This window comes from Bacillus mexicanus, from assembly GCF_050445615.1.
Lineage (GTDB): Bacteria > Bacillota > Bacilli > Bacillales > Bacillaceae > Bacillus > Bacillus mexicanus.
Map to the genome: position 1 here is coordinate 229,527 of NZ_JBCEYV010000002.1, position 12,859 is coordinate 242,385.

Here is a 12,859-nt window from a genome sequence, read left to right on the forward strand (position 1 = left end):
GTAATCAAATAGAAAAATTGTATTTTAATAGACAAAAATAAAAAATCCCGGCTCTGCACCGGGATTTTTCTTAATGAGAAACAAGCGTTTTTTCATTTTTAAATCAGGTCATAAGTCAAACAGACAGGTTGATTTGTACGGGGATCGGTCACGATTTCGGCATCAATTTGAAATACCTTTTTCAAAATATCCGGCGTCATGACCTCCAGCGCAGTGCCTTCTTTAATGACCTGGCCTTTTTTAAGCGCGATCATATAATGAGAAAAACGGGCTGCATGATTAAGATCATGAATGACCATTAAAATCGTCCGCCCCTGCTCCTTGTTAAGTCTGTCAAGCAGCTGCAAAATTTCAAGCTGGTGGGCGAGATCCAGATACGTTGTAGGTTCGTCCAGCAGCAGGAGCTCCGTCCCTTGCGCAAGCGCCATGGCAATCCACACGCGCTGACGCTGTCCGCCTGACAGTGCCTCAATCGGCCGATCAGCGAATTCAGCCATGCCTGTTTCTTTAAGCGCCCATTTAATAATCCGGCGGTCTTCCTCATGTAATCTGCCGAATCCTGATTGATGCGGAAACCTGCCGTACGATACCAATTCATATACCGTCAAACCGCTTGGCGCTTCAGGTGTCTGCGGTAAAATTGCCATATCCTTCGCAATGACCTTTGTAGACATTTTATGAATCGCTTTACCGTTTAAATAGACGGAACCTGCATGCGAACGCATCATTCTGGACATTGTCTTTAATATCGTTGATTTTCCGCAGCCGTTCGGACCAATTAAGGTGGTAATTTTCCCTTTAGGGATCGAGATATTTAAATCTTCTACGATCACCCTGTCTCCATAACCGATTCTAAGTTGTTCTGTTGATAATGAATTCATATTCGGCCCTCTCCTCTAATTCGCTTTCATCAATAAATAAATAAAGTAAGGCGCACCTAACACGGAAATGACAAGCCCAACCGGAATCTCTGACGGTGCCAATACATTTCTCGCCAGCGTATCAGCGAGCAAAAACAGAAATGCGCCAATGAAGGCAGAGACCGGGATCAGTGTTTGGTGCCGAGGACCGGTAAGCCTTCTTGCCACGTGAGGCGCAATCAATCCGAGAAACGCGATGCCCCCTGCAGCTGCCACACATGAAGCGGCGAGAGTGACCGCTGCCAGCAGAAGAATCCGTCTTTCCCTTTCAACAGCAGTGCCCAGCCCAGTCGCTAATTGGTCTCCAAGCTGTAAAATATTCAAATAACGCGCTTTATATAAAGTAAACGGAAGCAAGATCACAATCCAAGGGAGTATCGCCCAAATCATATTCCAGTTCGCTCCCCATATGGAGCCGGATATCCAAACCGCGGCTTGCATAAAATCATGGGGATCCATCTTGAGCTGAAAAATCAGCAGCAGAGCATTAAACCCTGCATTCACGCCAATACCGACTAAAATCAGCCGAATCGGGGTCACACCTTTCTTCCAAGCCAGAAGATAAATGAGAAATGCAGCGAGAATTGCTCCCGCCAAAGCACTGAACGGCAGCATAAATGTACCGAAAAAGCTGAGGTCTGAAGCTGACCCTTGAACAAAGTAAATAAAAAGCACAACAGCGAGTGAGCCGCCGGCATTAATACCAAGAATACCGGGCTCAGCCAGATCATTTTGAGATACGCTTTGCAAAATGGCGCCGGCAACTGCGATTCCTGCCCCAACGAGCAAGGAAAGGATAATCCTAGGAATCCTGAATTCAAATAAAACAAGCTCGTCACGAGCCGTTCCTTGGCCCAAAAAGACCTGAAGCGTTTTAAGCGGCGCCATCTTGATGACACCCAAATTCAGACTGATAAAAAAGACCATCACGATAAGCAGAAAGGTCACAGCCATTACTGCAAGCGGTGTTTTTGCTTTTGTTTTCATTACAGCCCTCTCCTTTCACGACGTGCCAAATAAAAGAAAAAGGGAACGCCGATAAGAGAAGTCAGCGCGCCGACAGGTGTTTCAAAGGGCGCGTTTACGAGCCTTGCCGCAATGTCAGCAAACACAAGCAAAACAGCACCGAGAACCGCCGAGCAGGGTATGATCCACCGATAATCCACACCGACTAAAAACCGGGTAATATGCGGAATGATCATCCCGATAAATGCGATGGTGCCGGCGACAGAAACCGCAGCTCCCGTCAAGATTACAACGACAAGCATGCCGGCCGCTTTCACCGCTGATGTATATTGACCAAGACCTTTTGCCAGCTCGTCACCAAGACTTAACAATGTCACCGACCGGGCGATGATGAATGCCAGTGCTAAGCCGACAGCCCCTGCGATCAGCAAAAGCTGGACACCTGACCATTTCACACCCGCTACTCCGCCTGCATACCAAAAACTGATATCCTGTGCGACATCAAAGCGGATTGCAATGGCGGTTGAAATGCCCGTAAAGAAATAAGTAACAGCCGTTCCCGCGAGAGCAAGCTTTACAGGCGAAAGTCCGCCTCTGGAAAACATGCCGATGCCCATTACCGTCGATGCCCCCAGCCCCGCTCCCGCAAAGGACCATAAAACAAGCCCCATTGCAGAAAGTCCGGGAAAAAAGGCAAATGCTATCGAAACGGCAAATGCCGATCCCGAAGTAACCCCCATAATCGAAGGCTCTGCCAAAGGATTTCTCGTCATCCCCTGCATAATGGCACCGGACACTGCTAACAATGCGCCGACAAGTGCGGCTGCAGCCGTTCTCGGCAGCCGAAGATCGTGTATAATTTGATGAGACGTCTCTGCCGGCTGAAAATGAAAGATGGCGTCCCATACAGTGCGTAAATGGATATCTGCTGCACCGAGTGATATGGATAGAAACACGCCAAGACAAAGTGAGCAGATCCCCGCCATAAGAACGATAACCGCACTATATGACCTTGACGTCCATTGGATTTTTTCTGATGCGGTCTGTCTATTTTTATGTTGACTCAACAGTCGTACTTCCTTTCTATTACTGATAATGATTATCAATTATAATTCCAGTATATCACCTTTTTCCGCAGATGTAATAGAGCGTTTTATAGAAAAAATGAGAATATAATTGTTAAAAAAATCGTGTCAGCAGACATTTGTAATGGTATAATCTCATTGATAATGATTCTCTTTTTCACCCATTTTTCTGAAAGAAGGTATGAGATATGCCCCGTATATATAAGAAATTCGGAACCGCATTTATTACATTGCTATTGATCACCGTGCTGGCCGCCTGCGGCAACTCAGAAAACAAAGGTTCCTCTTCTGATTCAAAAAGCGATGAAACCTTTACATACAAAGCTGAAAACGGAAAGATAGACATCCCTAAACATCCTCAACGAGTGGTTGTCATGGCTGACGGCTACTACGGCTACTTCAAAACACTGGGCGTCAACATTGTCGGGGCGCCTGAAAACGTCTTTAAAAACCCTTACTATAAAGGAAAAACCGATGGTGTCACAAACATCGGGGACGGCACATCCGTTGAAAAAGTGATTGATTTGAATCCTGACCTGATTATCGTCTGGACAACACAAGGCGCTGATATTAAAAAGCTTGAAAAAATCGCGCCAACTGTTGCGGTAACATACGATAAGCTCGACAACATTGAACAGTTAAAAGAATTCGCAAAAATGACTGGGACTGAAGATAAAGCGGAAAAGTGGCTGACTGAGTGGGATAAAAAAGTTACGGCGGCTAAAGCAAACATCAAAAAAGCTATCGGTAACAAAACCATTTCCATTATGCAATCCAATGGAAAAGACATTTACGTATTCGGCAAAGATTTCGGACGAGGCGGAAGCATCATTTACAAAGATCTCGACCTGCAAGCTACAAAGCTGACAAAAGAAAAAGCCATTGATCAGGGTCCCGGCTATACGAGCATTTCATTAGAGAAGCTCCCTGACTTCGCCGGGGATTATATTTTCGCGGGGCCATGGCAATCAGGCGGTGACGATGGCGGCGTATTTGATAGTTCCATTTGGAAGAACCTAAGCGCTGTTAAAAATGACCATGTCTTTCAGATCGATCCGATTGGCTTCTATTTCACAGACCCGATTTCGCTAGAGGGCCAGCTGGAGTTTATAACGGAAAGCTTAACAAAATAATAAAAGATAATATTCATATTGAGCTGTACCATCAGCGGATTATTATGCGTTTTCGATATTCTGTTCGGGAAATTGCATTTCATAAAAAAGACACCTGAAAAATCAGGTGTCTTTTGTTTTATGCTTATTTTTCTTTCTGAAACTTTTTGGCCATAAATGGATAAACGATCAAGCCGACAAAGAATAAACCGATACCGAGAATGAATGTCGTTAAATCGGCTGTGCCTGTTATGATGACAAACACCGAGTATACGCACGCTAATATCGCAATCACTCCGTCTTTTACACGGGAGCCTTTTAGCTGGTCATATGTTTCACCTTTGATGACAATCTTCAAGCTGTAAATCGCTGATACCAAATACGGTATTAAATACGCAAGCGTTGCTGCTGTCGTTAAAAATGTAAATGCGTCACTTATTGTCCGGGAAATAACCGAGAAAATGAAGACTTGTGACATCACATTTGTGATAATAAGTGCGATAACCGGGCTTCCTTTTTTATTCGTTTTCGCAAATATTGCCGGAAAATCGCCTGCTTTCGCGGCTTGATATGGTACCTCAGAGCCAAGCAAAATCCAGCCGAGCATTGTTCCGAATAAGCAAAGGATAGCCAAAAGCGCCATAATGACGCTTCCCGCGTTACCAACAATCGTATACAGGACATCGACGAACGGTTTTTCAGAGCCGACAAGTTTATCGTGCGGCAGCACACCCATCGTAATGAAAGTCACAATAATATAAATGCTCAAAGCAATCAGCAAACCGGTGATTGTGGCACGTTTCACATCACGCTGAGAACGCGCACGGCCGGACAGGATGACCGCTGACTCAATTCCGACAAACGCCCACAATGTAGAAATCGCGGCGTTATGCACCTGGCCGCCAATTCCAATGCTTGTGCCGTTTTCTCCTTGAATCGGAAAATAAAAATGATCGAATAATGCCGTTTGAAACACAAACAATCCGGCAACGATAAAGAAAACAAAGCCTAATACTTTTGAAAGTGTTGTGACAAAGTTCAATTTACTTGCACCGTTAATGCTTGTAACAAGAATCGTGTGCGTTCCCCATAACAAGATCGTACAGACAGCAAATGTCAGCAATTGGCCGAGTGTCACCTCTTGCCCGCCGATCGTAAACATTTCACGTTTATCAACCAAGATCGGAAAGAACGAAGTCAAGTAACCGGCGAGACTTGTAATGATCGCCACGTTACTGATCCAGCTCGCCACCCAGTAGCCCCACACCATTGTGAAACCAGCAGCGTTCCCTTTTTTCTTATCAGAGAACAGCGCCCTCGCATAACTTTGCGGTCCCGCTGTCAGCTCAGGCTTGCGAATGGACAAGTGCCCGAAAACAAGCGCGATCATCAGCACACCGGCCCCTGTCAAAAGCCAGGCAGACGTAGCGCCAAACGGACTCGCGATTGAAGCAAGCGAGCTCGGCAAGGAGAAAATTCCTGATCCAACCATATTTCCAACGACAAACGCCGTTAATAACCAAAAACCCCATTTTTTTGTCTGTTCCATTCCAGTACCTCCATGATTCTTTGTACGGACCAGACCCCGAGATCATGTAAACGCAAAAAAAGCCTGAACAAAAGTCCATGCTTAAAGAAACACACACCCTTGATCTCCGGATAGCCCTCCGCGAAAAAGCACGCGGCAGTCCTGCACTTATTCAGATACAGTCCCAGCATAGAGAAGGATCGGCTTTCTCCACACTTCGGCGCTGATGCCTTTTACACATGGTTAACAGCTCCTGTCAGCCTGGCATGTGTGACTTATCATCCGCGCAACCTCTACCTCACTGAGAAAGAGTGAGGATTTGAAAATATTCAGTTACTCCCAGAAGGTTATCAAAGAAAGGATGATCTGTCAAAGGGAACAGATGGAAAATACGGATAGGGCCAAACCCTATCCGCATGTAACTAGCGATTATTTTTCTTTTTTTGCACAGCTTCTTGAAGCGGATCGTCTTTGAGAGCTGAACCGGCATCTTCAAGAGCTCCCTGGATGACGTTTTTTTCTTTTCCAGAGCGTTTTTCTTTATCTTTATTAAAGAAACCCATTCGTATCACCTCTTTATAGAAAATAGGTACATGTTTAAGATGCCTTTTTCTTTGAGAAATTATACAGGACATTTTTTTCACTCAAAGTCCTGTTGATCAAACATACATTCTCTTGATATATTTGTAATTCAGAGATTTTTTGCAAAAGATAAAGGAGAAGCGACAAATGACAGGAAAAACACACATCATGGGAGGCATCGCTTCTTGTACAGCAGCGGCTTATTATTATGGTTTTGATCCAGTGCTTATGGCAGCGTCAGGCGCAATTGGGGCATTAATACCCGATATCTGCCACACGCAAAGCAAAATTGGGAGAAGGTTTCCTTTTATATCGAAAGTGGTCAGTTCCGTTTTTGGCCATCGAACCTTTACGCACAGCCTGCTGTTTCTGCTCATTATGTTTTTTATCACATCCACATATATTCCAGATATAAACATATCGACCGGGCTGATGATCGGAATGGCAAGCCACTTGGTTCTTGACGCTTGGACGGTGAACGGGATCAAATTATTATTCCCTTCAACGATCCGTGTGCGGCTCCCATTATATATGAAGACAGGCAGTTTTTCTGAGCAGCTCGTGTTAGCCGGTCTGACCATTGCTTCATGTTACTACTTTTATATGCTGTTTCATGGCCAAACGATTTAAACGTGAGTGCTGGCACTTGTCTGAACGGGCTGTTTTTAGTAGGTTTTACATAAGAAGGATGTCATGAAAATGATCAAGTAAACGTGAGGGGTCATATTAATGAAAGGAACCTTTTTTCACAATCAGCGGTTTTTATGGATTTCGATCGTATTTGTGTGGATCAAAACATATGCGATCTATAAACTCGGCTTTGACTTACCGATTGATTCTCTGTTGGAAGAGCTCATATTGCTAATCAATCCGCTCAGTTTTATTCTTCCTGTATTCGGAATCAGCCTGTTTCTGAAACGAAACAAGCAGCGGGCCTTTTTGCTGATTGCTAATTTGGTTCTGACTGTCATTTTGATATCCAACACGATTTTTTATGGTTTTTATATTGATTTTATTACCATCCCGGTTTTATTTCAGGCCAGTAACATGAGCGATATGGGCAGCAGTATTAAAGAGCTGTTCAATCCTCTGTTTATCGCCTTGTTTGCGGATTTCGTTTTTCTTTTGCTGCTTTCCAGAAAAGAAAAGCCCCCGCAGACAAAAGCCTCATCCCGTACGATCAAACGGTACTATGCAGCTTCCTTAGGAATGATCTTATGCACGCTGGCACTTGCAGAAATACAGCAGCCAAAGCTTTTGGCGCATTCCTTTGACCGGGAAATGCTCGTCAAAAATATCGGACTGTTTCAGTTTCATATCTATGATACGATTTCTCAGACGGTTCATATAAGCGCAAAAGCGTTTGCAGATGAAGACAGCATGACTGTCATTAAAAATTATACAGAAGCTGATTACAGCAAGCCTGACCAAAGCAAATTCGGTCTGGCAAAAGGGCGCAATGTCATCTTTGTAACGCTTGAATCAACCCAAAGCTTTGTTTTGAATGAAAAGGTAAATGGAAAAGAAATAACCCCGTTTATGAATGACTTCATCAAAAAAAGCTATTTCTTTGATCATTTCTACCAGCAAACCGAACAAGGCAAAACGTCTGATTCAGAATTCATCGTCGCAAACTCGCTGTATCCTTCCCTTAGCGGAGCTGTCTTTTTCACGAAAAGCGACCATCAATTTCATACAATGTACAAATCGCTGAAAAAACATGAATATTATTCAGCCGTCTTTCACGCCAACCATAAAACATTTTGGAACCGAGATGTGATGTACGATACATTTGGGGTTGACCGCTTTTTTGATGTTGATGATTTTCATGTAACGCCCAGAACATCGACAAGCTGGGGTTTAAAGGACAAGGAGTTTTTAGAACAGTCCGCAGGCAAACTGAAAAGCCTGCCGCAGCCGTTTTACAGCAGTCTCATCACGTTAACGAATCATTTTCCGTTTGAAATTGACGAAAAGGATCAGATGATCGATGAGTTCGATTCAAGCAGCGACCTGTTAAACCGCTATGTGACGACAGTGCGATATGAAGATGAGGCATTGAAGCATTTTATCAAAAAGTTGAAAAATGAAGGCTTATACGACAACTCGATGATCGTCTTTATGGGGGATCATTACGGGATTTCAGAAGCCCATAATGAGGCGATGGCTGAGTTTTTAGGGAAAAATGAAATCACACCGTATGACAATGTTCAGCTCCAGAGGGTGCCGTTTCTTATACATATCCCGGGAATCACTGATCAAAAGCCGGAAACCATCTCTGATGCCGGAGGGCAGGTCGACGTCAGGCCGACACTGATGCACCTTCTTGGCATTGAGACAAAAGGCGAAATTCAATTCGGCAATGATTTGCTGTCAGATGACCGTACTCCATTTGCCGTGCTGAGAAACGGCAGCTTTATTACGAATAACTATGTATACACGAAAAACACGTGCTACAGCCAAAAAACAGGTGAAGTGCTGGAAGACCTGGACGCATGTCTCCCTTATAAAGAGAAAGCAAATGAAGAACTGTCTTTCTCTGATAAAATCTTAAACGGTGACCTGCTCCGTTTTTACGAATAAAAAATCCCTCCTTTCCAGAGGGATTTTTATGTTTCCAACATCACTTTGCCGGTCAGCTTCGTCTCATAGCCGTTTAATTGAGCCAGATTTGCTTTGTATTCCTCAGATTGTAAGATCTCCTTCACAGCTTTCAGCAGCTGCTCATGTTTTTTCAAAACGATGATGTCATATTGCTCGTCGATGAGCGGAATAAAATCCACACTGCCCATGTGCGCCGCGTGCTGCGCTCCGATTCCCGCGTCTGCCTGTCCGCTTGAGACTTGGGAAGCGACAGCATAATGATCGGTCACGATCTCCTCGTATCCCTTTACATCAGCCGGATTCACATGAAGCAATCCAAGCTGTTCATCAAGGAGCACCCTTGCGCCAGAACCCTTTTCCCTGTTGATGATCCGGATATCGGCTCTTTTCAAGTCTTCCCAGCCTTGAATGTTTTTCGGATTCCCTTTTTGAACATACAGTCCGGCTTTGCGGAGAACAACATTGATCAAACAAAACGGCTCGCCTGACAAAATCCGTTTTGCATAAGGTGTGTTATATTGGCCTGTTTCTGCATCGTACAAATGCAGGCTGACAATATCACATTTACCTTGATACATATCAATCAGGCTGTTCAAACTTCCTTTGTATTTGCGGAGCGGCGTCTCCTGAATAGCATTTTCCAATTGCTTGCTAAGGAGATCCATCGAAATATCCTGGCCGCTGATCATAACATTCGATCTGCCCTCCACCTCCGTCTCGTGCATCTTTTTCGGCTCTTCGACAGCAGCCAGAGGCTGAGACATTCTCATATTTGACTTATATTGCTTCAAATCTTCTTCGTCTACACGCATCTGCCTGCCAACACGGTAAGCAGAGATCATGCCTTTTTTGATCAAATCATAAACGGTCAGCTTCGATACCTTCAGCAGGCCTGCCACTTCTTCTATCGTATAGGAAGAGGTTTCATTCATTATCATCACTCTCCTATTTTATTATACCTTTTCATCAAATTTAAAAATACCACACAAACGAAACCTAATTAGTTATAATTAGATATATCTAATTATAAGGGGTGCGATCATGCTTAAAAAGTATTCCATTCTAACAGCAGCCTTAGCCGTTTTTCTGCTTGCAGCAGGCTGCTCTTCAAACCAGTCTTCAGCAGACAGCGAGAAAAAGGTGACGCTAACCATCTCAGCTGCCGCCAGCACAAAGGATGCACTTGAAGAAATCCAAAAAAATTACGAAAAAAAACATCAATCTATTACCATCCAAGATAACTATGGCTCATCCGGCGCCTTGCAAAAACAGATTTCTCAAGGAGCAGGAGCAGATCTGTTTTTCTCAGCTGCCGAGGATAAATTTCAAAAGCTGGTGGATGATGGCGATATTGCAAAAAAAGACAGCACTGACTTAGTTGGTAATGAAATTGTGCTGATCGTGCCGAAAAACGGGGATTCGCCTGTGACAAGCTTCAGCAATTTGGCTGATTCAGAAAAAATCGCCCTCGGCACGCCGGAATCGGTTCCCGCAGGCGCTTACGCGAAAGAAGCCCTGACAAAGCTGTCTCTATGGAACAAACTAAAGGGTAAGATCGTTTACGGCAAAGACGTTCGCCAAGTTCTTTCTTATGCAGAAACCGGCAATGTGGACGCCGGCATTGTTTATAAAACAGACGCTCTGATCTCTAAAAAGGTCAGCATCATTGACGAGGCAAAAGCAGATACACACAGCCCAATTGTCTATCCATTAGGGATTGTAAAAGATACAAAACACCGGAAAGAAGCAAAGGCATTTTACGATTACCTGCAATCTGAAGAAGCAATGAAAGTATTTGAGAAATATGGCTTTACTGCCAAATAGCATAAGTGCTTCAGAATTTTTCACACCTGTTTTGCTTTCCTTTCAGGTGGCAGCAATTGCCGGAATCGTTGTGATCATTCTTGGAACACTGGCTGGTGCATGGATGTCACGGGCATCATTTTTCGGAAAAATGGCACTCGAAACCTTTTTTCTGCTTCCGCTCGTTCTTCCGCCTACCGTTGTCGGTTTTATCTTGATTGTTATATTCGGAAAGCACAGTTTCATCGGACAAGCGATTGAGTGGATTTTTCAGCAGCCTGTCATTTTCACTTGGTGGGCCGCTGTGATCGCTTCAGCGGTTGTGGCCTTTCCGCTTATGTATCAATCCGCCAAAACCGGGTTTGCTGACATTGATCCCGATATACAGGGTGCGGCAATGGTAGACGGCGCAAGCAGGTGGCAGGTATTTATCTATATTTCCGTCCCGCTCGCCTATCCTTCATTGCTGACCGGAAGCATCCTCAGCCTCGCGCGGGCGCTCGGAGAATTTGGCGCAACACTGATGTTTGCAGGGAACATCCCCGGTGTTACGCAAACGCTGCCGACGGCCATTTACGTCGCATTGGATTCCGGCAACAACACCCTTGCCTGGGCGTGGGTCGTCTGTATCGTTGTCATATCCTTTTTGATGCTGTTTTTTATTCAACAGAAAAAAACATACTAAAAAACTCCCCTGTGACGGGGAGTTTTTGATTAAAACAAGAGTTCGTCCGGATCTGGACCGACACGCTCATCTTTGTTTAACGCGTCGATTTTGTCCATGTCTTCCTGAGACAATTCGAAATCAAAAATATCAGCGTTTTCGATAATGCGGTGTTCTTTAATAGATTTTGGAATTGTGATCACTTCGTGCTGAAGATCCCAACGCAAGATGACTTGAGCCACAGATTTATTGTGTTTTTCTGCAATCTGTGCAATCACTTCGTTATCCAAAAGCTGCCCCTGCATAAGCGGAGACCATGCTTCCATCTGGATACCGTTCGCTTTGCAGTAATCTCTTACTTCTTTTTGCGTGAGACGAGGGTGAAATTCCACTTGGTTCACCATCGGTTTGATTTCAGCATCCTTCAACAGCTCTTCTAAATGATGAACCTGGAAGTTGCTGACACCGATTGCACGGATTTTGCCGTCTTTGTACAGCTTTTCTAGCGCGCGCCATGTATCTTTATATTTATCCTTGCCAGGCCAGTGGATTAAATAGAGATCTAAGTAATCAAGCTGAAGTCGTTCAAGGCTTTTTTCGAAGGCAGCAAGCGTTTTTTCGTAGCCTTGATCTTCATTCCATACTTTTGATGTAATGAACAGCTCTTCTCTTGCCACACCGGATTCTTTAATCCCGATGCCCACGCCTTCTTCATTTTGGTAGACAGCCGCTGTATCGATGCTGCGGTAACCGTTTTTAATCGCCGCTTTTACAGATTCAGTCGCTTCACTTCCGTTTTCTACTTTAAAAACACCAAGACCGAACCAAGGCATTTCCACTCCGTTATGTAACTTTACAGTATCCTTTAAACTTGTTGGCACTTGAACATACACCCTTTCAAAGAAATAGAAGTGTTTATATTATCTCACACTCCTCTCGGCAGATACCAACAATAAGCTTAAGAGCCTATTTCTGCTTCTTTTTTCACGTCACAGCCAATCTCAATACACTATTTTATTCCTATTTTAGAAAAAATGAGATTATGAAAAACTGAGCAGGGTATTTGAATAGTGCAACCACCAAAAAACAAAGGAGGAAACATTTTGAAACGCATTCGTATCCCAATGACACTTGCGCTTGGTGCCGCTTTGACCATTACCCCTTTGTCTTTTGCTTCCGCTGAAGAAAAACCAACTCCAAAGATCTCGCAGACCAAAACAGCCCGAGCATCTGCGTCTGAGGTCGGTCTCAATGTAAACCTTGATGTGCTTGGCATTGCCAATCAGATTTCCGACGCCATTAAATCCGCACAGAACCGGGATGGATTTGTGAAAAATCTTATGGAGTCTTCCTTCTACGCTTCCGGTCAAAAATACAACGTCATGGTATTTAATTTAAGTAAGGAATATGAAGATCACTTACATGGTGTGCAATTTTACGGCTCAGCCGTTTACGATGGCATTACGTATGGCATATGGGTATTTGAAGACGGAACCTTTACAAACAAAGGAGATGGCGGCTGGATCAACTGGGCCTTCAGAGGCTGGTTCGACCGGGATGGCAGCACCGTCGAATTTCATCGCCCTTAATATATA

At 44.2% G+C, this 12,859-nt stretch carries 12 protein-coding genes, 1 pseudogene and 1 riboswitch; of the genes and pseudogenes, 6 read left to right on the forward strand and 7 right to left on the reverse strand.

Features of this window, described 5'->3' with window-relative positions:
* Nucleotides 1-70 precede the first annotated feature (70 nt).
* The 3 genes and pseudogenes from AAGG74_RS10870 to AAGG74_RS10880 form a co-directional block, all read right to left on the reverse strand.
* Nucleotides 71-881, reverse strand: a pseudogene (locus tag AAGG74_RS10870) (ABC transporter ATP-binding protein).
* A 15-nt stretch (nucleotides 882-896) separates the two neighbouring features.
* Nucleotides 897-1,907, reverse strand: coding sequence for a FecCD family ABC transporter permease (locus AAGG74_RS10875; RefSeq protein ID WP_429675409.1), 1,011 nt, complete (start codon nucleotides 1,905-1,907; stop codon nucleotides 897-899).
* Nucleotides 1,907-2,953: a FecCD family ABC transporter permease gene (locus tag AAGG74_RS10880; RefSeq protein ID WP_429675410.1), complete on the reverse strand. Its 1,047-nt coding sequence runs from the start codon at nucleotides 2,951-2,953 to the stop codon at nucleotides 1,907-1,909. The genes AAGG74_RS10875 and AAGG74_RS10880 overlap by 1 nt, the downstream gene beginning before the upstream one ends.
* A gap of 206 nt (nucleotides 2,954-3,159) precedes the next feature.
* Between AAGG74_RS10880 and AAGG74_RS10885 the strand changes: the two genes are divergently transcribed.
* On the forward strand, nucleotides 3,160-4,104 hold the full coding sequence (locus tag AAGG74_RS10885) for an iron-hydroxamate ABC transporter substrate-binding protein (RefSeq protein ID WP_429675411.1): 945 nt from the start codon (nucleotides 3,160-3,162) through the stop codon (nucleotides 4,102-4,104).
* A gap of 124 nt (nucleotides 4,105-4,228) precedes the next feature.
* Here AAGG74_RS10885 and AAGG74_RS10890 read toward each other — a convergent pair whose 3' ends face one another.
* Together AAGG74_RS10890 and sspJ are read right to left on the reverse strand one after the other, a co-directional pair.
* Nucleotides 4,229-5,632 (reverse strand): amino acid permease, encoded by a 1,404-nt coding sequence (locus AAGG74_RS10890; RefSeq protein ID WP_162103545.1) that lies wholly within the window; start codon nucleotides 5,630-5,632, stop codon nucleotides 4,229-4,231.
* Between the two features lie 103 nt (nucleotides 5,633-5,735).
* Nucleotides 5,736-5,915, reverse strand: a riboswitch (Lysine riboswitch).
* A gap of 118 nt (nucleotides 5,916-6,033) precedes the next feature.
* Nucleotides 6,034-6,174: a small acid-soluble spore protein SspJ gene (gene sspJ / locus AAGG74_RS10895; protein ID WP_162103546.1), complete on the reverse strand. Its 141-nt coding sequence runs from the start codon at nucleotides 6,172-6,174 to the stop codon at nucleotides 6,034-6,036.
* Between the two features lie 166 nt (nucleotides 6,175-6,340).
* On the opposite strand from sspJ, the gene AAGG74_RS10900 reads away from it, so the two are divergent.
* Both AAGG74_RS10900 and AAGG74_RS10905 read left to right on the forward strand, forming a co-directional pair.
* Entirely contained in the window at nucleotides 6,341-6,823 is a 483-nt protein-coding gene (locus AAGG74_RS10900; protein WP_162103547.1) for a metal-dependent hydrolase, read from the forward strand.
* 99 nt (nucleotides 6,824-6,922) lie between these two features.
* On the forward strand, nucleotides 6,923-8,776 hold the full coding sequence (locus tag AAGG74_RS10905) for an LTA synthase family protein (protein WP_429675412.1): 1,854 nt from the start codon (nucleotides 6,923-6,925) through the stop codon (nucleotides 8,774-8,776).
* A 26-nt stretch (nucleotides 8,777-8,802) separates the two neighbouring features.
* Here AAGG74_RS10905 and AAGG74_RS10910 read toward each other — a convergent pair whose 3' ends face one another.
* Nucleotides 8,803-9,729, reverse strand: coding sequence for a substrate-binding domain-containing protein (locus tag AAGG74_RS10910; RefSeq protein ID WP_162103549.1), 927 nt, complete (start codon nucleotides 9,727-9,729; stop codon nucleotides 8,803-8,805).
* 109 nt (nucleotides 9,730-9,838) lie between these two features.
* On the opposite strand from AAGG74_RS10910, the gene modA reads away from it, so the two are divergent.
* Nucleotides 9,839-10,621: a molybdate ABC transporter substrate-binding protein gene (gene modA / locus AAGG74_RS10915; RefSeq protein ID WP_429675413.1), complete on the forward strand. Its 783-nt coding sequence runs from the start codon at nucleotides 9,839-9,841 to the stop codon at nucleotides 10,619-10,621.
* On the forward strand, nucleotides 10,593-11,285 hold the full coding sequence (gene modB / locus AAGG74_RS10920) for a molybdate ABC transporter permease subunit (RefSeq protein WP_429675415.1): 693 nt from the start codon (nucleotides 10,593-10,595) through the stop codon (nucleotides 11,283-11,285). Before modA ends, modB begins: the two co-directional genes overlap by 29 nt.
* A 29-nt stretch (nucleotides 11,286-11,314) precedes the next feature.
* On the opposite strand, the gene pgoN is transcribed toward modB, so the two are convergent.
* Nucleotides 11,315-12,145 (reverse strand): glyoxal/methylglyoxal reductase, encoded by an 831-nt coding sequence (pgoN, locus tag AAGG74_RS10925; RefSeq protein ID WP_429675416.1) that lies wholly within the window; start codon nucleotides 12,143-12,145, stop codon nucleotides 11,315-11,317.
* A 222-nt stretch (nucleotides 12,146-12,367) separates the two neighbouring features.
* On the opposite strand from pgoN, the gene yvgO reads away from it, so the two are divergent.
* Nucleotides 12,368-12,853 carry a stress response protein YvgO gene (yvgO, locus tag AAGG74_RS10930; RefSeq protein WP_429675417.1) on the forward strand — a complete coding sequence of 162 codons (486 nt, stop codon included), beginning with the start codon at nucleotides 12,368-12,370 and terminating at the stop codon, nucleotides 12,851-12,853.
* Nucleotides 12,854-12,859 lie beyond the last annotated feature (6 nt).

Coding starts and splice junctions, on each gene's coding strand:
- AAGG74_RS10875 (WP_429675409.1), bottom strand. CDS start 1,907: ATGAAAACAAAAGCAAAAACACCGCTTGCAGTAATGGCTGTGACCTTT.
- AAGG74_RS10885 (WP_429675411.1), top strand. CDS start 3,160: ATGCCCCGTATATATAAGAAATTCGGAACCGCATTTATTACATTGCTA.
- AAGG74_RS10890 (WP_162103545.1), bottom strand. CDS start 5,632: ATGGAACAGACAAAAAAATGGGGTTTTTGGTTATTAACGGCGTTTGTC.
- sspJ (WP_162103546.1), bottom strand. CDS start 6,174: ATGGGTTTCTTTAATAAAGATAAAGAAAAACGCTCTGGAAAAGAAAAA.
- AAGG74_RS10900 (WP_162103547.1), top strand. CDS start 6,341: ATGACAGGAAAAACACACATCATGGGAGGCATCGCTTCTTGTACAGCA.
- AAGG74_RS10905 (WP_429675412.1), top strand. CDS start 6,923: ATGAAAGGAACCTTTTTTCACAATCAGCGGTTTTTATGGATTTCGATC.
- AAGG74_RS10910 (WP_162103549.1), bottom strand. CDS start 9,729: ATGAATGAAACCTCTTCCTATACGATAGAAGAAGTGGCAGGCCTGCTG.
- modA (WP_429675413.1), top strand. CDS start 9,839: ATGCTTAAAAAGTATTCCATTCTAACAGCAGCCTTAGCCGTTTTTCTG.